This is a genomic window from Goekera deserti, assembly GCF_010685995.1.
GTDB classification, from domain to species: domain Bacteria; phylum Actinomycetota; class Actinomycetes; order Mycobacteriales; family Geodermatophilaceae; genus Goekera; species Goekera deserti.
Genome location: NZ_JAAGWK010000025.1, coordinates 85277 through 105099, shown reverse-complemented (window position 1 = coordinate 105099; position 19823 = coordinate 85277). Strand labels below are relative to the sequence as shown.

The window sequence follows — 19823 nt, the reverse complement described above, 5'->3', positions numbered from 1 at the left end:
ATGTCGCCGACCGAGCTGCGCGCCGACTGCAGCCGCTGCGCCGGGCTGTGCTGCGTGGCCCCGGCCTTCGCCGCGTCCGCGGACTTCGCGATCGACAAGCCGGCCGGCGTCCCCTGCCCGAACCTGGCCGGCGACGCGCGCTGCGGCATCCACCCGGTGCTGCGCGAGCGGGGCTTCGCCGGGTGCACCGTGTTCGACTGCTTCGGTGCCGGCCAGCTGCTCACCCAGCACACGTTCGCCGGCCGCACCTGGCAGGAGGCGCCGGAGCAGTTCTCGCTGTTCCCGGTGGTGCGCCAGCTGCAGGAGCTGCGCTGGTACCTCACCGAGGCGCTGGCGTACCCGGCGGTCGCCGCGCTGCACCCCCGGACGCAGGCAGCCCTGGACGAGGTGACGGCGCAGGTCACCGGGGACGCCGCGACCCTCGCCGCCGTCGACGTGCCGCTCCTGCGCGGCGAGGTCGGCGGGCTGCTGGGCGAGGTGAGCGAGCAGGTGCGGGTGGGCGTGCCGGGCCGCGGCCGGGACCGCCGAGGGGCCGACCTGATCGGCCGCGACCTGCGCCGGACGACGCTGCGCGGGGCGAGCCTGCGCGGCGCCCACCTGCTGGGCGCGGACCTGCGCGGTGCCGACCTGACCGCCACCGACCTGCTCGGCGCCGACCTGCGGGCCGCCGACCTGCGCGGTGCCGAGCTCTCCACGGCACTGTTCCTCACCCAGCCCCAGGCCGACGCCGCCCGCGGCGACGCCGCCACCCGGCTGCCCGCCCGCCTCACCCGACCGACCCACTGGTCCTGATCGGCGTTCCGCCGTCGTGGCCGTCGTCCCCCGGCGGCAGTGGCCCAGCGTCGGCCATGTCACCTGCACTTGTGGCCGCTCCCGGGACAGAGCTGAGTGCAGGGGTGAGCGGGCACCGGCGGCCGCGACGGCGTCAGACCGCCTCGGTCTCCCGGAGGCGCTGGCTGATCACGCCGGTGATGCCGTCGCCGCGCATGCTGACCCCGTAGAGGGCGTCGGCGATCTCCATGGTGCGCTTCTGGTGCGTGATGATGATCAGCTGCGAGCTGTGCCGCAGCTGGTCGATCAGGGTGATCAGCCGGCCGAGGTTCACGTCGTCGAGGGCCGCCTCCACCTCGTCCAGCACGTAGAACGGCGACGGCCGGGCCCGGAAGATGGCCACCAGCAGCGCCACGGCGGTCAGCGAGCGCTCCCCGCCGGACAGCAGCGACAGCCGCTTCACCTTCTTGCCCGGCGGCCGGGCCTCGATCTCCACGCCGGTGGTCAGCAGGTCCTCCGGGTCGGTGAGGGTGATCCGGCCCTCCCCGCCCGGGAACAGCGTGGCGAACACCGTCTCGAACTCCCGGGCGGTGTCCGCGAAAGCCGCCGCGAACACCTCGTGGATGCGGGCGTCCACCTCCCGGACGACGGTCAGCAGGTCGCGCCGGGTGGCCCGCAGGTCCTCCAGCGCGGTGGCGAGGAAGGTGTGCCGCTCCTCCAGCGCCGCGAACTCCTCCAGGGCCAGCGGGTTCACCTTGCCCAGCGTGGCGAGGTCCCGCTCGGCGCGGGCCGACCGGCGTTCCTGGGTGGCCCGGTCGTAGGGCACCGGCTCCGGGACGGGCGCGCCCGCGGTCTCGGCGGCGGCCAGCTCCGCCGGGGTGGGCGGCACCGGCGCCGTGGGCCCGTACTCGGCGACCAGCGTGGGCAGGTCGACGCCGTACTCGTCGGCGGCCCGGGTCTCCAGCTGCTCAATCCGCAGCCGCTGCTCGGCCCGGGCCACCTCGTCGCGGTGCACCTCGTCGGTGAGCCGGTCCAGGTCGGCGGTCAGCGACCGCACCTGCGCCCGCACCGCCAGCAGCTCCGCCTCCCGGCCGGTGCGGCCGGCGGCGAGCTCGTCGCGCTCGGCGGCCGCGGTGGCCAGCGACCCGGTCAGCGCGGCGAGGGCGGACTCGGCCCCGGCACGCACCTCGGCGGCCACCCGGGCGCCCTGCTGCCGGGCCAGCCGGGCGGCGGCGGCCTGCTCGCGGGCGATGCGCTCCTGCCGGGCCTGGCGGCGCAGCGACTCGGCCCGGCCCTGCAGCGAGCGGGCCCGCTCCTCGGCGGTGCGCACCCCCAGCCGGGCCTCGGTCTCGGCCTGCCGGGCCGCGGCCACCTCCAGGCGCAGCCGGTCCCGCTCGACCGGCGACGGCTCCTCCTCCACCGGCGCGGCCTCCGCGGCCGCGAGCCGCTCCTCGGCGTCCGCCAGCGCCAGGAGGGCCTGCTCGTGCGCCTGGTCCGCGCGTACCCGGGCCGCCTCGTTGCGGTCGGCCTCGGCCGCTGCCGACCGGGCCGCCGCGGCCAGGCCGGCCAGCTCGCTGCCCACCGCCGAGCGCACCCGCTCGGCCGCCTGCCGGGTGGCCAACGTGGTCTCCACGTCCGCCGACCGGTCGCGGGCCACGTCCCGGGCAGCCACCAGCGCCTCGGCGAGCTCCTCGGCCCGGGCGGTCGCCGCGGTCAGCTCGGCCGCGGCCTCCTCGACGCGGGCCCGCACCTCCAGCCCGGACGGCGCGTCGGCCTGACCGCCGGTGGCCCGGTCGGCGCCGAGCAGGTCACCGGTGCGGGTGACCGCCCGGACCCGCGGGTGCACCCGCAGCAGGGCCACCGCGGCGGGCAGGTCGTCGACCACGGCCACGCGCTCCAGCACCCGGCTCACCGCGGGCACCAGCCCGGCCGGGACTCCGACCAGGTCCAGCGCCCACCGCGCCCCGTCGGGCAGCTGCGGCCAGCCGTCCCGGGGCACCGGCGGCAGGCCCCCGGTGACCAGCAGCTCCACCCGGCCGGCCGCGGACTCCTGCAGCCGGGTGAGCACCGCGGCGGCCTCGGCCACCCCGGACACCAGGACGGCGTCGGCCAGCCCGGTGAGCGCCGCGGCGAGGGCGACCTCGTACCCGGCGGCGACGGTCAGCTGCTCGGCCGCCGGGCCCAGCACGCCGGGCAGGCCGGCGGACAGCGCCGCGGCAGCACCGTCGGCGGGGGCCAGGCCCAGCGCGAGGGCGTCCCGGCGGGCGGCCCAGGACGCCCGGTCGCGCTCGGCGGCACGCTCGGCGGCAGCCAGCTCGGTCACCCGGGCTGCGGCGTCGGCGTGCGCGGCCACGGCGTCGGCGTGCGCGGCCACCAGGTCGGCGTCGGCGTCCTCCAGATCGTCGACCTGGTCGCGGCGCTCGGCCAGGCGCTCGGCGGCGGACTCGGCGCGCTCCACGGCGTCGGCGGCGGCGCCGGCCAGCCGGTCGATCTCGGCCTGCCCGGCGGCGACGCGGGAGCGGCCCGCGGCGACCTGGCCGGACAGCCGGGCCAGCCCCTCCCGCCGGTCGGCCAGCGCGCGGGCGGCGACCACCAGCGCACGCTCGGCCACGACCAGGGCGGCGTCCAGCTCGGTGCGCGCTGCCAGTGCAGCGGACAGCCGGGCCTGCTCGGCGGCCAGCTGGTCGGCCAGGTCGCGCTCGGCGGCCTCGACCCGGTCGGCCTCCGCCTCCAGCTGGTCGGGATCGCGACCGCCGGTGCCGGCGGCCAGCGGCGCGGACAGGTGACGGGAGCGCTCGGCGGCCAGCTGCGCCACCGCACGGAACCGCTCGCCCAGCGCGGAGAGCCGGTACCAGGTGTCCTGGGCGGCGGCGAGCAGGGGCGCGTCGGCGGCCAGCTGGGTCTCCAGCTCGGACTCGCGGCGCGCGGCCCGGCCCAGGGCCGTCTCGACCTCGGCCCGGCGGGCGCGGGCGGCGGTCTCGTCGGCGACGTCCCGGTCCAGGGCGTCGCGCAGCTGCACCAGGTCGTCGGCCAGCAGCCGCAGCCGGGCGTCCCGGAGGTCGGCCTGCACGCCCGCGGCGCGGCGGGCCACCTCCGCCTGGCGGCCCAGCGGCTTGAGCTGGCGGCGCAGCTCGGCGGTCAGGTCGGTCAGCCGGTCCATGTTGGCCTGCATCGCGTCGAGCTTGCGGAGCGCCTTCTCCTTGCGCTTGCGGTGCTTGAGGACGCCGGCGGCCTCCTCGATGAAGCTGCGCCTGTCCTCCGGGCGGCCGGACAGCACGGCGTCCAGCTGGCCCTGGCCGACGATGACGTGCATCTCCCGGCCGATGCCGGAGTCGCCGAGCAGCTCCTGGACGTCGAGCAGCCGCACCTTGTCGCCGTTGATCTCGTACTCGCTCTCCCCGGAGCGGTACATGCGGCGGGTGATCGACACCTCGGTGTACGCGATCGGCAGGGCGCCGTCGGCGTTGTCGATCGTCAGCGTCACCTCTGCCCGGCCGAGGGCCTGGCGGCCGGCGGTGCCGGCGAAGATGACGTCCTCCATCTTGCCGCCGCGCAGGGTCTTGGCGCCCTGCTCCCCGAGCACCCAGGCGATCGCGTCGACGACGTTGCTCTTGCCGGAGCCGTTGGGCCCCACCACGGCGGTGATGCCGGGCTCGAGCCGGAGCGTGGTGGCCGAGGCGAAGGACTTGAAGCCCTTGAGCGTCAGACTGGAGAGGAACACCGGAAGGACCCCGTCCTACTCATCCCCACACGCTCGCGACGAGCCTCTGGACGGGGCCGCGGGCCCCGTCGGGAGCCTAGCCCGGCATGCCGACAGCCCCCGTCCGGCGCGGCCGGCGGGGGCTGGGGTGCTGCGGTGTGCGTCGTCAGGCGAGCGAGTGCTCGCTGTCCGCGGCTGCCATCGAGAGCAGCTCGCGGGCGATGACCGCGTCGCGCTCCTCGCGCAGGACGGCGATCTCGCGCTCGAGCCGGCGCACCTGTGCTCGCAGCGCTGCGTTCTCCTCGGCTACTCGCACCTGGTGAGGAGCGACGACGTGACCGAACAGAGCCTTCGCCATGAGGGGGCGGCCTTCCAACTGCGGGGTTCTCCCGTCGTCGCTGTCCCCGGGGAGGGCGGGCGGCGCGGGTCTGGTGGGTCCAGGGTGACAGCCTGGACAGCGAGGGTCAACGTGGCCACGGCGGCCTGCCCGTGTCGGGGGTGTGTCATCTTCGTCACTCCGTGGTGAACCCGCGCACCCCCTGTGCCGGCTCGTCCCGCTGGTGCACCGCGGCGACCTCGCCGGGCGCCCGTGGGCCGCCCAGCGCCTCGACGGCCTCGCGCACCGCGGCCTCCGCCCCCTCGAACACCACCTCGACGTCACCGTCGGCGGAAGGACCCCGTCGCCCCCCCACGCCTCGCAGGCTCGACGCCGGCCCCTGCGACGGGGCCTGAACTCCCTGGACGACGCCGGAGACCCGGGCGACCACGCGCACCGTGCTCAGGAGGGCACCCGTGCGGGCACGGCCCGGCGCCGTGCACGCGGGCGCGGCTGGCAGCTCGGGCAGCTGTAGCTCGACCGGTTCATGAACGACTCCCGGACGATCGCCGTGCCGCAGCGCCGGCAGGGCCGGTCCTCCTGGCCGTAGACGGCGAGGAAGCGGGAGAAGTAGCCGCTCTGCCCGTTGACGTCGACATAGAGCGAGTCGAAGGAGGTGCCGCCCTGGGCCAGCGCCTCGCCGAGCACGCCGCGCACGCCCTCCAGCAGGGCGGCCACCTGTGGCCGGGTGAGCGCGTCGGTGGGCCGGGAGCCGTGCAGCCGGGCCCGCCACAGCGACTCGTCGGCGTAGATGTTGCCCACCCCGCCCAGCAGCGTCTGGTCCAGCAGGGCGCGCTTGACCTCGGTGTGCCGCCGGCGCAGCGCCGCGGAGAACGCCGACTCGTCGAAGGTGGGGTCCAGCGGGTCGGTGGCGATGTGCGCCAGCCGGTCGGGCAGCCCGTCCCCCTCCGACGTCTCGACGACCAGGCCGCCGAAGGTGCGCTGGTCGACGAAACGCAGCTCCCGGCCACCGTCGGCGAACCGGAACCGCGCCCGCAGGTGCACCTCGTCGGGGGCCTCGGGCAGCTCGACGAGCAGCTGGCCGCTCATGCCCAGGTGCGCGACCAGCGCCCGGTCGGCCGGCGCCCCGTCGGGCTCGGTCACCGGCAGCCACAGGTACTTGCCGCGGCGGTGGGCCGCGCCGAGCACCCGGCCGGTCAGCTCGGTGACGAAGTGGTCGGCGCCCTCCAGGTGCCGGCGGACCGCCCGGGGGTGGAACACCTGCACCGACTCGATCCGGCGTCCGGTCGCCCAGCGCTCCAGCCCACGGCGGACGACCTCGACCTCGGGCAGCTCGGGCACGCGGTCAGCCCCGGGTGCCCGACCCGCGCGGGGCGCCACCGGTCGAGGTGTCGGTCAGCGCGCGCCAGGCTGCCTCCGCGGCCACCTGCTCGGCTGCCTTCTTCGTGCGGCCGGTGCCCGTCCCGCGCACCGTCCCGTCGAGCAGGACGGCGGCGGTGAACGTCTTGGCGTGGTCCGGGCCGTCGTCCTCGACGGCGTAGACCGGCGCACCGAGCGACCGCGCCGCGCCCAGCTCCTGCAGGCTGGTCTTCCAGTCCAGGCCGGCGCCGCGCGTGGCCGCCTCGACCAGCAGCGGGTGGAACAGCCGGTGCACGAGCGCGAAGGCCGCGTCCAGGCCCAGGCCCAGGTGCACGGCGCCGATGAGCGCCTCGAGGGCGTCGGCGAGGATCGAGTCCTTGTCACGGCCGCCGGTGCTGCGCTCGCCCCGGCCCAGCCGCACGTGCGGGCCGAGCCCGCCGGTGCCGAGCCGCCGGGCGACGTCGGCCAGCGAGGTCATGTTCACCACCGAGGCGCGCAGCTTGGCCAGCTGCCCCTCGGGCAGGTCGGGCTGGCTGCGGTACAGCTCGTCGGTGACCACCAGCCCGAGGACCGAGTCGCCGAGGAACTCCAGGCGCTCGTTGGTGGGCAGGCCACCGTTCTCGTAGGCGTAGGAGCGGTGGGTCAGCGCCAGCTCGAGGAGGTCGCCTGGCAGCGCGATGCCGAGGGCGTCGTGCAGCCAGGCCGCCGCCTGCGCGTGCGGGGAGCCGTCGTCAGCGAGCCGGTCGGACGCACCGTCCCCCTCGGGGGGACCCGTGCGCCCGGCCGGCTCGCTCCCGAGGGCCCTGGTACCGGCGATCGGTGTCGCCGATCAGACCGCGATGGTCTGACGGCCGTCGTACTGGCCGCACGTCGGGCACGCCTGGTGCGGGGGCTTGAGCTCACCGCAGGCGCGGTTCGGGCACGGCGCCAGCGTGGGGGCCGTCGCCTTCCACTGCGAGCGGCGGGAGCGGGTGTTGCTGCGCGACATACGCCGCTTCGGGACTGCCACGGTCAGTTCTCCTCTGGGTGGTGGTTGCGGACGACGGCGCGGGGCCCCGGACCGGGCCGGGGCCCGGGTCGCGGACCCGGCCTCGGACCCGGTGCGGGCACCGCTGGTGCACCGGTGTCGCGTGCACTGCTGTCGTCCGCGGTCTCGCCGGGGGTGCCCGGCGAGGGGGTGGTGATGGTCGGGAGGCGCCCGGCGAGCCCGGCCCAGCGCGGGTCGAGCAGCTCGTGCGTGTGGTCGTCGGGCAGGTCGTCCAGCCGCTGGCCGCAGTCGACGCACAGCCCGGAGCAGTCCGGGGTGCACGTGGGCGCGAGTGGCAGGGCCAGCACGACGGCGTCCCGGACCAGCGGCGCGAGGTCGAGGAGGTCGCCCTCGATCCGGCGCACCTCGTCCTCCTCGCTGGTGGCCTCGGTGGTGCTGCCGGCGTAGGCGAAGAGCTCCTGGACGTCCAGGGTGTAGGAGTCCTCGATCGGCTCGAGGCAGCGGGCGCACTGCCCGGTCACCGGGACGTCGACCTCACCGGTGACGAGCACGCCCTCCATGACCGACTCCAGCCGCAGCCGCACCTGGACCGGCGCACCCTCGGGCACGCCGATCATCTCCACGCCCCAGCCGGCCGGGGCCGGGATCGTCCGGTCCAGCTCGCGCATGGTGCCGGCGCGGCGGCCGAGCTCGCGGAGGTCGACCGCCCAGGGGTCGGCGGCGGGACGCCGTGCGTCCTGGGACGCGGCGCCGGGGCGGTGCGAGGGGGCAGCAGACATGTCGGTAACCAGGGTCGGGGTCGGGGGGGTGGCCGGTCACGGGCGGGCAGCCCCACGGGGCCGGGCCACCCGACGACGGTCGGACCGGTGCACGAGGCTACCCGATGACGGACGACGCCGGTGACGGAGGCAGGGCACCCGCGGCACCCGGAGGTCAGCCGCTGCGGAGGTTCGTGCGCGCCTTCTCCACCGAGCGGAGCATGTGGTCCAGCGTGCCGCCGAAGTCGGCCAGCCGGCTGTCCACGTACTCGTCGACCTCGGCGCGCATCCGGGCGACGTCGGCGGCGGTCTGGGCGCCGAGCTCGTCGGCGCGGGCGACCGCACCCCGGTACACCTCGGTCTCCAGCACCAGGCGGTCGTGCTCGTCCTGCCCGGCCTCGACCAGCCGGTCGTGCTCGTCCTGCCCGGCCTCGACCAGCCGCGCCTGCTGCTCCTGCCCGTCGGCCAGCAGCTGCTCGCGGCGGCGGCGCGCCTCGGCGACCAGCCGCTCGGCCTCGGCCTCGGCCCGGGCCAGCACCGCGTCGGCCTCGGCCTGCGCCTCGGTGAGGATCTCGTCGCGCTGACGGCGGGCGGTCCCGATGATCTCCTCGCGCTGGCGGCGCGCGTCCCCGACGGCCTTCTCCGCGTCCAGCCGGGTGCGGCCGGTGAGCCGCTCGGCCTCGGCCTGCGCCTGCTCCAGGATCTCGGTGCGCTGCTCGACGATCGCGCCGGCCTGCTGCACCTCCTCCGGCAGCGACTCCCGCAGGTCGTCCAGCAGGTCCAGCAGGTGGTCCCGCGGGACCATGCAGGAGCCGGACATGGGCACGCTGCGGGCGTTCTCGATGACCGAGCTCAACTCGTCGACTGTCTCGTAGAGCCGGTAGACGACGTCGGTCACGGACGTCCCCCGGCGACCCGCACCAGCCGGTCGTTGACCGCCGGGGGCACCAGGCTCGACACGTCCCCACCGAAGCGGGCGATCTGCTTGACCAGGCTGGAGGACAGGTGCCCGACCTGGGGCGCGGTCGGCATGAACACCGTCTCGACCTCGGCGAGCTCCCGGTTCATCTGGGCCATCTGCAGCTCGTACTCGAAGTCGCCGACGGCCCGCAGGCCCTTGACGATCACCGGCACGTCGTTGCGCCGGCACCAGTCGACGAGCAGGCCGTCGAAGCTGTCGACGGTGACGTTGGCCAGCCCGGACACGGCGTCGCCGATCAGCGCCATGCGCTCGGTGACGTCGAACAGGCCGGCCTTGCCCGGGTTCACCAGCACCGCCACGACCAGCTCGTCGTAGAGGGCGGCGGCCCGCGTGATCACGTCGACGTGCCCGTTGGTGACGGGGTCGAAGGACCCGGGGCACACGGCTCGTCTCACGGACAGCGACCGTACCGGAGCACGGCCTCGCCGTAGCGTCGCTCGCGCAGGCCCACCAGGGGTGTCGGCCACGTCCAGTCGCGTTCCCGGCTGGAGCGCTCGACCACCACGACCGCGTCCGGGGCCAGCCACGCCCCGTACACCAGCGCCCGCAGCACGTCCTGCAGCTCGTCCGTGGCCAGCGCGTACGGGGGGTCGGCCAGCACCAGGTCGACGGGTGCCGCCGGCCCCGCGGCGACCACCGCCGGCACGGAGCCGGCCACCACCCGGGCGCCCGGCAGCCCCACCGCCGCCACGTTGGCCCGCAGCACCGGCAGCACCGACGGCCCCGACTCCACCAGGACCACCTCGGCGGCCCCCCGCGACAGCGCCTCCAGGCCGAGCGCGCCGGAGCCGGCGTACAGGTCCAGGACGCGGGCACCGTCGATCTCCAGCAGGGAGCCCAGCGAGTTGAACAGCGCCTCCCGGGCGCGGTCGCCCGTCGGCCGCACGCCCGCCGGCGGCACCTTCAGCCGCCGCCCCCCGGCGACCCCCGCGATGATCCGCGTCACGCCTTCTCCAGGAAGTCGGCCTTGTCGTCGGTGGTCATCCGGGCCACCTCGACGGCCAGCCCCGGGTGGTCGGCCAGCCCGCCGCCGGTGTCCAGCAGGACCGCGGCCTCGGCGCGGGCCTCGGCGATCAGCTCCTCGTCGTCCAGCAGGGAGAGCAGCTTGACCTCCGAGCGGGTGCCGGACTGAGCCGCGCCCAGCACGTTGCCCTCCCGGCGGGTCTCCAGGTCCAGCCGGGCCAGCTGGAAGCCGTCGGTGGTGGAGGCGACGGCGGCCAGCCGCCGCCCGGTGGACGACCCGCTGGGTGCCTCGGTGACCAGCAGGCACAGCCCGGCGTGCGCGCCGCGGGCCACCCGGCCGCGGAGCTGGTGCAGCTGGCTGACCCCGAACCGGTCGGCGTCCATGACCACCATGACCGTGGCGTTGGGCACGTCGACCCCGACCTCGACGACGGTGGTGGCCACGAGCACGTCGATCTCCCCGGCACCGAAGGCGCGCATCCGCAGCTCCTTCTCCTCCGGGGTCAGCCGGCCGTGCAGGGTCTGCAGCCGCACGCCCGCCAGCGGCCCGGACCGCAGGCCCTCGACCACGTCGAGCACGGCCAGCGGGGGCCGCTTCCCCGAACCGTCGTCCGGGGCCCCGTCGGCGTCGACCGGGGCGTCCTCCCCCGCCTGACCACGGGCCGGGGCCTCGGGGTCCTCGCCGATCCGGGGGCAGACCACGTAGGCCTGCCGGCCGGCGGCGACCTCCTCCCGCACCCGCTGCCACGCCCGGTCCAGCCAGGCCGGCTTCTCGCCCACCGGCACCACCGAGCTCGTGACCCCGCCGCGGCCGGCCGGCAGCTGGCGCAGCGTCGAGGTCTCCAGGTCGCCGTAGACGGTCATCGCCACGGTGCGCGGGATGGGTGTGGCGGTCATCACCAGCACGTGCGGGGGCCGGGTGCCCTTGGCGCGCAGGGCGTCGCGCTGCTCGACGCCGAAGCGGTGCTGCTCGTCGACGACCACCAGCCCCAGGTCGGCGAACTCGACGCCCTCCTGGATCAGCGCGTGCGTGCCGACGACGATCCCGGCGCTGCCGTCGGCCACCTCGGCGCGGGCGGCGCGCCGGGCCGCCGACCGCTGCGAGCCGGTGACCAGCGTGACCCGGGTGCCCGCGGCGTCGCCGTCGAGCTCACCGGCCCGGCCCAGCGGGCCGAGCACCGCCTGCAGGCTGCGCACGTGCTGGGCGGCGAGCACCTCGGTGGGCGCGAGAAGCGCGGCCTGCCCGCCTGCGTCGACGACCTGGGCCATCGCCCGCAGCGCCACGACGGTCTTGCCCGAACCGACCTCGCCCTGCAGCAGGCGGTTCATCGGCTGCTCGCGGGAGAGCTCCGCGGCCAGCTCCTCACCGACCTCGCGCTGGCCGTCGGTGAGCGCGAAGGGCAGCTGGGCGTCGACGGCGTCGAGCAGCCCGCCGGGCACCCGGGGCCGGGCGATGCCCGGCTCCAGCGCCGAGGCCCGGCGGCGGGCGAGCAGGGTCAGCTGCAGCACCAGGGCCTCGTCCCACTTGAGCCGGCCGGTGGCGGCGTCGACGTCCTCGGCGGTCTCCGGGCGGTGCACGCGGGTGAGCGCCTCGGCCAGCGGCAGCAGTCCGTGCCGGCTGCGCACCGACTCCGGCAGCGGGTCGTCGACCAGCTCGGCGAGCCCCTGGCCCAGCAGCACCCGCAGCGCCTTCTCGATCACCCAGCTGGAGACGTCCTTGCTCGAGGGGTAGATGGGCACCAGGGCGCGGGCCCAGCCGTCGTCGTCGTCCGGGTCGTCGAGCAGGTGGCAGTCGGGGTGGCTGAACTGCATCTTCCCCTGCCAGAGGCTCACCGTGCCGGCGAACAGCCCCCAGACGCCGGCCGCCATCCGCGGGTGCCGGTTGCTGAAGAAGACCAGCCGCATGGTGCCCTCGCCGTCGCCGACGGTCACCTCGGTGATGGTTCCGCGACGGCGCTGCATCGAGCGGGTGCTCACGCTGCGCACCTGCGCCAGGACGGTCACCCGGTCGCCCACCTGCAGGTCGGTGAACTTCGCCATCTCGCCCCGCTGGGCGTAGCGGCGCGGGTAGTGCCGCAGCAGGTCGCGGACGGTGTGCAGCTCCAGCGACTCCGCCATCGCCGTGGCCGTCTTCGGCCCCAGCACCTTCGCCAGCGGGGTGCCCATCGTGGTCCCCGGACCGGTCACGCCCTCCCCCTCCCCCCGCGGTGGCTCACTCGACGCCGACCAGCAGCAGCGAGCCGCTCGGGCCGCCGTCGTAGCGCACCGTGTCGACGGTGGGGTGCACCCGGCTCAGGTGCCGGCACACCGCATCGCCGAGGGCCGCGTCCTCCCCCACCACCAGCGTGGCCATCTCGCCGCCGGCGGACAGCATCCGGTCCAGCAGGTCGCACGCGACGGTGAGCGGGTCGGGACCCAGCACCACGACGTCGCCGTCGGCGGAGCCCAACACGTCCCCGGGCTGGCAGCGGCCGGCCATGGTGAGCGCCTCCTGCTCGGCGACCGTCACCTCGGCCCAGCGGGTCGCCGCGGCGGCCTCGGTCATCGCGATCACGTCGTCGGAGAACGAGCGGCCGGGGTCGGCGACCGCCACGGCGGCGAGCCCCTGCACGGCCGCGCCGGTGGGCAGGACGGCGACCTGCCGGCCCTCGGTGCGCGCCCGCCGCGCGGCCCGGACGGCGACCGGGTAGGTGTGCTCGTCGTTGGGCAGCACGACGACGTCCTCGGCGCCGGAGCCGAGCGCCGCGGCCAGCACGGCCTCCTCCAGCTGCTGCTCGTCGCCCGCCGGGTCGACCGGGACGACGACGGCGCCCTCGGCCGCGAACACCTCGGCCAGCCCGTCCTGGGCCACCACCGTGACCACCGCGCGCAGCCCCGGGACGGCGGCCTGCGGGCGGGGCGGTGCCAGCGGGGTCACGGTGATGCGGTGCGGGCGGCCGGACTCGATGCCGGCCTCGATCGCCGCCCCGACGTCGTCGACGTGCACGTGCACGTTCCACTCCCGCCCGGACGGCGTGTCCACGCCCACCACGACCAGCGAGTCCCCCAGCGCGGCCAGCCGGGTGCGCAGGTCGGCGACGGCCTCGGCGGAGGCGTCGGCGAGCAGGTACTGCACCTCGCTGCCCGGGCCGCGCGGCGGCTGGTGCGGCACGTCCTCGCGGCGCTCGTGCCGGTCGGGGAGCCGCCCGGGCCGGCGGTGCGCGGCGGCCGGCGGCAGCCGCACCCGGGCAGGGTCGACTCCGGTGACGGTGGCGACGAGGGCGTCCAGCAGCACGCACCAGCCGGCACCGCCCGCGTCCACCACCCCGGCGGCGCGCAGGGCCTCCAGCTGGCCGGTGGTGTCGGTGAGGGCGACCCGGGCGGCGTCGGCGGCGGCGCCGAGCACGTCGGCCAGGGCGCTGCGACCCTCGGCCACCGCCCGCACGGCGGCCTCCGACCCGCGGCGGGCGACGGTGAGCAGGGTGCCCTCGGCCGGGTCGGCCACGGCGCCGTAGGCGGCGTCGGTGGCCGCGTGCAGCGCGCGGGCCACGGCCGCGCCGCCGGCCGGGACGCCGCCGGGCAGCGCGGCGGCCAGCCCGCTGAGCAGCTGGGACAGGATCGCGCCGGAGTTGCCGTGGGCGCCGAGCACCGCACCGCGGGCCAGGGCCGTCCAGGCCGGCTCGCCCGGGTCGGCGTCGGCCACCGCCGCGATGCCGGCGCGCAGCGTGAGCAGCAGGTTGGTGCCGGTGTCACCGTCCGGGACGGGGAACACGTTGAGCGCGTCGAGCTGGCTGCGAGCGCCGTCGAGCGCGGCCACGGCGGCCTCGCTCCAGCGGCGGACCGCGGCGTCGTCCAGCTCCTGGAGCACGGGCCGCACGCTACCGGTGGGCACCGACGGTCCCGGCGGAGCGCCGGTCGGACGTCCGGTGCGGGCCTGCGGGGACGGGTGCGTCTGACAGCGGCAGGGTCGAGCGGTTACAGTGTGCGGAGTCTTGTCCGCGGGTGCCTGCTGCCCTGGCGTCCTCCGCCGGTCCAGCGCCCCGCCTCATCTGAACCACCATCTCTAGGAGTGATCGACCGTGGCTGCCGTGTGCGACGTTTGTGGCAAGGGCCCCGGTTTCGGCATGTCGGTGTCCCACTCGCACCGCCGTACGCCGCGCCGCTGGAACCCGAACATCCAGGCCGTGAAGGCCCTCGTCGGTGCCGGCACCAGCCGCCGCATCAACGCCTGCACCTCGTGCATCCGCGCCGGCAAGGTCGTCCGGGGCTGACCGAGGACCTCGTCCTCCTCGCCCGTCCACGACGGGCCGCTCCACGCGCCTGACGACCCCGGGGACCTGACGGTCCCCGGGGTCGTCCGCGTGCGGGTCAGGAACCGATGCCGCGGGCGCGGGCGGCGGTCACGACCAGGGCGACCGTCGTCTCCAGCGGCAGGGCGGTGGCGTCGACCACCAGGTGGTAGTGCCGGGCATCGGTCGGGTCGCAGCGGTAGAACTGCCGCACGTAGGCCTCCCGGGCCCGGTCGTTGGTCGCCATGAGCCGGCGCACCTCCTTCTCCGGCTGCCCGGTGAGGTCGACCGCGGCGGCCAGCCGGCGCTCGGCCGGGCCGTCCAGGCGCACGTGCAGCACGTCGGGACGCCCGCGCAGCACCATCGCCGCCGCCCGCCCGAGGACCACGCCACCGGGGCCGGCGGCGATCTCCTCCAGCACCCGCTCGGTCTGCTCCCGGTAGGCCCGCTCGTCGGGCAGCGTCGTGGTGGGCAGCACGCCGCCGACCGGGTCGGGCATGGTGCCCAGCGAGGCCACCAGCCTCCACAGCCCGCGCACGACGGTCTCGTCGTTGGCCTCGGCGTCCTCCACGGGCACCCCGAGCCGGCTGGCCACGGTCACCGGGATCGCCCGGTCGTGGAAGGGCAGGCCGAGCCGCCGGGCCACCGCCGGGGCGACGTCCTGCCCCCCGGCCCCGAAGGAGGCCGACACCGTCACGACGCCCACGACTGCTCCTGTCCGTCCGCCCCGGGGACGCGCCCCGGGGGGCCCGGCTCGGGCAGCTCCCGGCCGAGGAACACCGCCTCCGGCGAGCCGGCGTAGATGCCGTACCCGTCGACGGGTGTGTACCCCGCGCGCTCGTAGAGCGCCAGGGCCTCGGGCTGCCGGTCACCGGAGTTGAGCACCATCCGGCGGTGCCCGGCACGGACGGCGGCCTGCTCGAGGGCGTGCAGCACCGCGACGGCCACGCCGCGGCGGCGCATCGACGGCTCCACGTACATCCGCTTGAGCTCCACCTCACCGGGCCCGTGCACCCGCCAGCCCCCGCAGCCGGCGGGCTGCCCGTCGATCTCCGCGACGAGGAACAGCCCGCCCGGCGGGCTGAACTCGGCAGGGTCGACGACGGCCTCGTCCCGGCCGCCGTAGCGGCGCACGTACTCCTGCTGCACCCGCTCGACCAGCTCTGCCGCCACCGGGTCGTCGTAGCCGACCTGGCGCAGCACCAGGCCACCGGCCGGCCCGGCGGTCGCCTCAGCGGAAGTGCTCATGTCCGGTCCCCCTCCCCACCGTGTCGCCCGCGGCTGCGCCGCCGGGCTGCAGCTCCCGGGCCACCTGCTCGGCGGCCACGCCGTCGAGCAGCACCCCCGGGGCGCCGTCGACGACCCGGCCCACCACGGACCAGCCCTCCGGCAGCCGTGCCCCGGGCGGGAAGGTGCCCACCAGCGCGTGGTCCTCACCACCGGTGAGCACCCAGCCCAGCGGGTCCACACCCAGCGCCGCGGCCACCGCCGCCAGCGGGGGCCCCGCGCCCGGCCCCGCGAGGGCGGCCCGGTCCAGGTCCAGGACGACGCCACTGGCGGCGGCCAGGTGCCCGGCGTCGGCGAGCAGCCCGTCGCTGACGTCGCACATCGAGGTCGCCCCGGCTCGGGCGCCGGCCGGCCCGGCTCCGTAGGGCGGCTCCGGCCGGCGGTGCGCCCGCACCACGAGCGCAGCAGGGCCGTCACCGGCCCCGGCGACAGCGCCCGCGCGGAACAGCGCGTACCCGGCGGCCGACCAGCCCAGCCGCCCGGCCAGCGCGACGACGTCGCCGGGCCGGGCCCCGGAGCGGAGCACCGGCGGGCGCCCCTCCAGGTCGCCGAGCGCGGTCACCGACAGCACGACGGCCGCCGAGTCCGGCGCCGACGCCGAGGTGTCCCCGCCCACGACGGCGGCGCCGGACGGGGCGCACTCGGCGGCCATGCCCTCGGCGACCTCCTCCAGCCAGCCCACCGGGGTGTCCGCCGGGCAGGCCAGACCGACCAGCAGGGCCGTCGGCACCGCCCCCATGGCCGCGACGTCGGCCAGGTTGGCGGCAGCCGCCTTGTGCCCGACGTCGCGCCCGGAGGACCAGTCCCGCCGGAAGTGCCGGCCCTCGACCAGCACGTCGGTGCAGACCACCACCCGCCCGTCGGGGGTCCGGACGACGGCCGCGTCGTCGCCCGGTCCGACGTCGGCGAGCCGGGCGGTGCCGGCGCGGGCGACCACCCGGGCGATCAGCGGGAACTCCCCGACCAGCGCCACCGGGTCCGCCGGGTCGCCGCCGGCCGGTGCCGCACCGGGGCGTGTCACCGACCCTCCCGGCTCGCTGCGGTAGGTTGCCGATCGGCCCGCCAGCTGGCGGGCACGACGTCCCGGCAGTGTTGCCCGAGGAAGGGTCTCCCGTGGTCCACGCCTACATCCTCATCCAGACCGAAGTCGGCAAGGCAGCCGCGGTCGCCACGACCATCGCCGAGATCGCCGGGGTGACGCGGGCCGAGGACGTCACCGGCCCCTACGACGTGATCGTGCGCGCCGAGGCCAGCACCGTGGACGAGCTCGGCCGGCTGGTGGTGGCGCGGGTGCAGTCGGTCGACGGCATCACCCGCACGCTCACCTGCCCCGTCGTCAACCTCTGACCTGCTGAGCAGCGACCCGGACGCCGGCCCGGCGGACGGCCTCCCCGGCCCGTCCGCCGGTACCGGGGGCACGTCCGACGCACCGGACACCCCGCCGCCCGCGCGCTCGGTGGAGGACACCCTGCGCCGCGCCGCCGTCGTGGTCGCCGCCGTCCTGGTGGTGGTGGTCGGGGTGGTGCTGGTGCTCGTGCAGCGGGTGGACCGCACCTCCTCCGACGACCCGGCCGCCGTCTCGGCGCCGGCGCAGACGCCGTTCAGCGAGCTGCCCACCGTGCCGGTCGACACCCCGCCGGTGACCCCCGAGGCGGAGGCCGCCTGCCCGGCGCTGATGAGCAGCCTGCCGCCGGAGCTGGCCGGGGAGCAGTCGCGCCGGGTGGAGTCGGCGTCGCCGTACGCCTACGCGTGGGGCGACCCGCCGATCACGATGGTCTGCGGCACCCCGCCGACCGACTACCCGCCGGACGCCTTCCTGGTCACCCTGAACCAGGTGACCTGGAGCGTCGACCTCAGCGACCCCGACGTGTACGTCTACTCCTCGGTCGACCGCACCGTGCCCATCACGGTGCGGGTGCCGTCCTCCGAGGACAGCGCCACGGTCACCGCACTCGGTCCGCTGATCGCCGCGAGCATCCCCTACGTCGAGCCCGCGCCCCGCGACTGAGCGCGGGTCCCGGGGACGGGCTGCGCGCCGGTGCCGGACCGGCCGCTCAGCCGGGCAGACGGGCCAGCTGGGCCTCCAGCGCGGCGTACATCTCCGCCGCGGCGGCCGCCGGCGTGGCTGCCACCGCCGACACCGCAACGCTGACGTGGCCGCGGGCACACCAGCCGAGCACCGCCGGGCCACCCATGCCGCGGGCCTCGGCGGCCCGCCGGTCGACGACCAGCACCCGGCAGCCCTCGGGCGCGCGCGGGTCGTCGTCGCGCAGCTCGCCGGAGTAGTAGCCGGCGTCGTTGCGGGCCAGGTCCTCGGCGTAGGCCCGGGCACCGGGCGCCCCGGTGAACTGGTCGAGGAACACGGTCGTCTGCGCGCCGTCGGCCTGCCAGAACCGCTCCCAGCCCCACCGGTACCCGTACCCCTCCAGCACCGACCGCTCGTGCTCGGCGTCGTCGGCGTACCCGGCGACGTCGTCGACGGTCTTGGGTCCGGCCGGCGGGTCCAGGTCCTCGTCGGGCACCCGCGGCAGGCCCGACGGGACGTCGGAGAGCAGCAACGCACCCAGCTCGTCGGCCGAGCCCGGCACCGGCGGCGCGGACGCGGGGGCCGTGGACCCCCGGTCGGTGGTGGCCGGGCCGGCGGTGGACCTGCCGGGGTCCGCGCCACCGCAGCCGGCGAGCGCGACCAGCAGCAGCACTGCTGCCGCGGGCCGGCACCGGCTCACCCGTGCGACCGGGGGCCGCCGTCCACCGCGCCGGTGACCAGCCGGTCGACGAGGTCGGGGTAGCTCAGGCCGGAGGCGGCCCACATCTGCGGGAACATCGAGGTGGGCGTGAAGCCCGGCATCGTGTTGACCTCGTTGACCAGCACCCGCTCCTCCCCGGTGGCGGGGTCGGTGCTCAGGAAGAAGTCGACGCGGGCCAGGCCGCTGCAGTCCAGGGCCAGGTAGGCACGCCGGGAGACGTCCTGGATCCGGGCGACCTGCTCGGGCGTGAGGTCCGCGGGCACGTCGACGTCGACCGCGCCGTCGACGTACTTGACGCTGAAGTCGTACCAGTCGGTGCCCGGCCGCAGCCGGATCTCGGCGGGCAGGCTGACCTCGGGAGGCGCGCCGCCGACCCCGGCCAGCACGCCGCACTCGATCTCCCGGCCCGGCACGGCGGCCTCGACGAGCACCTTGGGGTCGACGGCGGCGGCGGTGGCGACGGCGTCGGGGAACCCGTCCCAGTCGGTGACCTTGGTGATGCCGATGCTGGAGCCGGCGCGCGAGGGCTTGACGAAGACGGGCAGCCCGAGCCGGTCGCGGGTGGCCTGGTCGAGGGCCGCGGGGTCGCTGGTCAGGGCGCCGGCGGCGTCCCGGAGCACCACGTGGTCGCCCTGCGGGATGCCGGAGGCGGCCAGCAGCTTCTTGGTGAACTCCTTGTCCATCGACGCGGCGCTGGCGAACACGCCGGACCCGACGTAGGGCAGCCCGGCCATCTCCAGCAGGCCCTGGATGGTGCCGTCCTCGCCGTACGCGCCGTGCAGCACCGGGAACACGATGTCGACGGCGGTGAGCGCCCGCCCGATGCCGACCCCCGGTTCCAGCACGGCCAGCCCGCGACCGGCCGGGTCGCCCACCAGGGACACCGCGGTGCCGCCGGACACCTCGGGCAGCCGGCCCGCCACGATGGCCAGCTCCGCGGGGCCGGCGTCGGAGAGCACCCACCGGCCCTCCCGGGTGATGCCGACGGGCACCACCTCGTAGCGGTCGGGGTCCAGCGCGGCGATCACGCTGCCGGCGGACACGCAGGACACCGCGTGCTCGGCGCTGCGACCGCCGAAGACGACGGCGATCCGGAGCTTGCTCGCGTTCCCGCTCATCGCCGGTGACCCTAGTGGAGAGCGCCCGCCGCCCCGGGCGACGGGCCGCACCGGAACCGCCCGGGGCCGGTGGCCCGGGGCGGCGGTCCGGTCAGGACGGGGGGCGGCCCAGCAGCGCCGTCTCCACCGCGGTCCGGACCGCGTCGTCGTCCAGGCCGTCGGTGCGGGCGGCGTCGACCAGGCGGTGGGCCGTCACCTGCAGGCGGGCCAGGGCCGGGTCGCCCTGGGTGCTGGTCACGACGGTGCCCAGCCGGCCGCGCCCCTGCACCAGGCCGTCGACCTCGAGCTCGGTGTACGCGCGCGCCACGGTGCCGGCCGCGACGCCCAGGTCGGCGGCCAGCGCGCGCACCGTGGGCAGCCGGTCCCCGTCGGCGAGGGCGCCGGAGTGCACGAGCGCGGCGACCTGGGTGCGGATCTGCTCGTACGGCGGCGTGGCCACCCCGATGTCGACGACGACGCCCAGACCAACGGTCCCCGTCATGACCTGCTCCCTCTCGACGTCCCCGCAGCCGTCCGCGCCGACACGGTGCACCCGCACCGGCGTC

At 76.8% G+C, this 19823-nt stretch carries 22 protein-coding genes; 4 read left to right on the top strand and 18 right to left on the bottom strand.

From position 1 onward, the window contains the following. Window positions 1–792: a pentapeptide repeat-containing protein gene (locus G1H19_RS17485; protein WP_152728213.1), complete on the top strand. Its 792-nt coding sequence runs from the start codon at window positions 1–3 to the stop codon at window positions 790–792. 133 nt (window positions 793–925) lie between these two features. On the opposite strand, the gene smc is transcribed toward G1H19_RS17485, so the two are convergent. The 12 genes from smc to G1H19_RS17425 form a co-directional block, all read right to left on the bottom strand. After that, window positions 926–4492 carry a chromosome segregation protein SMC gene (gene smc, locus G1H19_RS17480; RefSeq protein WP_162393519.1) on the bottom strand — a complete coding sequence of 1189 codons (3567 nt, stop codon included), beginning with the start codon at window positions 4490–4492 and terminating at the stop codon, window positions 926–928. A gap of 145 nt (window positions 4493–4637) precedes the next feature. After that, entirely contained in the window at window positions 4638–4829 is a 192-nt protein-coding gene (locus tag G1H19_RS17475; protein ID WP_152728215.1) for a hypothetical protein, read from the bottom strand. A 154-nt stretch (window positions 4830–4983) separates the two neighbouring features. Further along, window positions 4984–5121 (bottom strand): hypothetical protein, encoded by a 138-nt coding sequence (locus G1H19_RS23480; RefSeq protein WP_235909432.1) that lies wholly within the window; start codon window positions 5119–5121, stop codon window positions 4984–4986. 128 nt (window positions 5122–5249) lie between these two features. Then, complete coding sequence (mutM, locus tag G1H19_RS17465; protein WP_162393518.1) at window positions 5250–6149, bottom strand: bifunctional DNA-formamidopyrimidine glycosylase/DNA-(apurinic or apyrimidinic site) lyase; 900 nt, start codon at window positions 6147–6149, stop codon at window positions 5250–5252. Between the two features lie 4 nt (window positions 6150–6153). Beyond that, window positions 6154–6819 (bottom strand): ribonuclease III, encoded by a 666-nt coding sequence (gene rnc, locus G1H19_RS17460; protein WP_268895416.1) that lies wholly within the window; start codon window positions 6817–6819, stop codon window positions 6154–6156. A 177-nt stretch (window positions 6820–6996) separates the two neighbouring features. Next, window positions 6997–7176: a 50S ribosomal protein L32 gene (gene rpmF / locus G1H19_RS17455; protein WP_091065989.1), complete on the bottom strand. Its 180-nt coding sequence runs from the start codon at window positions 7174–7176 to the stop codon at window positions 6997–6999. Window positions 7177–7178: 2 nt separating this feature from the next. Continuing rightward, window positions 7179–7934, bottom strand: coding sequence for a YceD family protein (locus tag G1H19_RS17450; RefSeq protein ID WP_152728219.1), 756 nt, complete (start codon window positions 7932–7934; stop codon window positions 7179–7181). Window positions 7935–8088: 154 nt separating this feature from the next. Then, the gene (locus G1H19_RS17445; protein ID WP_162393517.1) at window positions 8089–8811 is read right to left on the bottom strand and encodes an SPFH domain-containing protein; all 723 of its coding nucleotides are present in this window, start codon (window positions 8809–8811) and stop codon (window positions 8089–8091) included. Beyond that, complete coding sequence (gene coaD, locus G1H19_RS17440) at window positions 8808–9290, bottom strand: pantetheine-phosphate adenylyltransferase (RefSeq protein WP_162393516.1); 483 nt, start codon at window positions 9288–9290, stop codon at window positions 8808–8810. Before coaD ends, G1H19_RS17445 begins: the two co-directional genes overlap by 4 nt. Next, the gene (gene rsmD / locus G1H19_RS17435; RefSeq protein ID WP_162393515.1) at window positions 9287–9841 is read right to left on the bottom strand and encodes a 16S rRNA (guanine(966)-N(2))-methyltransferase RsmD; all 555 of its coding nucleotides are present in this window, start codon (window positions 9839–9841) and stop codon (window positions 9287–9289) included. Before rsmD ends, coaD begins: the two co-directional genes overlap by 4 nt. After that, a complete protein-coding gene (gene recG / locus G1H19_RS17430; protein ID WP_152728221.1) occupies window positions 9838–12045 on the bottom strand; it encodes an ATP-dependent DNA helicase RecG in 2208 nt (735 codons plus the stop codon). The genes rsmD and recG overlap by 4 nt, the downstream gene beginning before the upstream one ends. A gap of 25 nt (window positions 12046–12070) precedes the next feature. Further along, window positions 12071–13705: a DAK2 domain-containing protein gene (locus G1H19_RS17425; protein ID WP_162393514.1), complete on the bottom strand. Its 1635-nt coding sequence runs from the start codon at window positions 13703–13705 to the stop codon at window positions 12071–12073. 211 nt (window positions 13706–13916) lie between these two features. On the opposite strand from G1H19_RS17425, the gene rpmB reads away from it, so the two are divergent. Then, entirely contained in the window at window positions 13917–14108 is a 192-nt protein-coding gene (gene rpmB / locus G1H19_RS17420; protein WP_162393513.1) for a 50S ribosomal protein L28, read from the top strand. A gap of 97 nt (window positions 14109–14205) precedes the next feature. On the opposite strand, the gene G1H19_RS17415 is transcribed toward rpmB, so the two are convergent. Genes G1H19_RS17415 through G1H19_RS17405 form a run of 3 tightly spaced genes read right to left on the bottom strand, consistent with a single transcriptional unit; the run spans window position 14206 to window position 16434 of the window. Then, on the bottom strand, window positions 14206–14832 hold the full coding sequence (locus tag G1H19_RS17415; RefSeq protein WP_174278115.1) for a cytidylate kinase-like family protein: 627 nt from the start codon (window positions 14830–14832) through the stop codon (window positions 14206–14208). Then, window positions 14820–15374, bottom strand: coding sequence for a GNAT family N-acetyltransferase (locus G1H19_RS17410; RefSeq protein ID WP_152728223.1), 555 nt, complete (start codon window positions 15372–15374; stop codon window positions 14820–14822). The genes G1H19_RS17415 and G1H19_RS17410 overlap by 13 nt, the downstream gene beginning before the upstream one ends. Further along, a complete protein-coding gene (locus G1H19_RS17405) occupies window positions 15358–16434 on the bottom strand; it encodes a thiamine-phosphate kinase (protein ID WP_235928340.1) in 1077 nt (358 codons plus the stop codon). Before G1H19_RS17405 ends, G1H19_RS17410 begins: the two co-directional genes overlap by 17 nt. Before the next feature lie 92 nt (window positions 16435–16526). Between G1H19_RS17405 and G1H19_RS17400 the strand changes: the two genes are divergently transcribed. Further along, window positions 16527–16760 (top strand): Lrp/AsnC ligand binding domain-containing protein, encoded by a 234-nt coding sequence (locus G1H19_RS17400; RefSeq protein WP_162393512.1) that lies wholly within the window; start codon window positions 16527–16529, stop codon window positions 16758–16760. 109 nt (window positions 16761–16869) lie between these two features. After that, a complete protein-coding gene (locus tag G1H19_RS17395) occupies window positions 16870–17421 on the top strand; it encodes a DUF3515 family protein (protein ID WP_174278116.1) in 552 nt (183 codons plus the stop codon). 46 nt (window positions 17422–17467) lie between these two features. Here G1H19_RS17395 and G1H19_RS17390 read toward each other — a convergent pair whose 3' ends face one another. The 3 genes from G1H19_RS17390 to G1H19_RS17380 form a co-directional block, all read right to left on the bottom strand. Beyond that, window positions 17468–18139 carry a hypothetical protein gene (locus G1H19_RS17390; RefSeq protein WP_152728225.1) on the bottom strand — a complete coding sequence of 224 codons (672 nt, stop codon included), beginning with the start codon at window positions 18137–18139 and terminating at the stop codon, window positions 17468–17470. Beyond that, entirely contained in the window at window positions 18136–19278 is a 1143-nt protein-coding gene (locus tag G1H19_RS17385; RefSeq protein WP_152728227.1) for a D-alanine--D-alanine ligase family protein, read from the bottom strand. Before G1H19_RS17385 ends, G1H19_RS17390 begins: the two co-directional genes overlap by 4 nt. A gap of 91 nt (window positions 19279–19369) precedes the next feature. Next, window positions 19370–19759, bottom strand: coding sequence for a GntR family transcriptional regulator (locus G1H19_RS17380; RefSeq protein WP_152728229.1), 390 nt, complete (start codon window positions 19757–19759; stop codon window positions 19370–19372). Window positions 19760–19823: the final 64 nt, after the last annotated feature.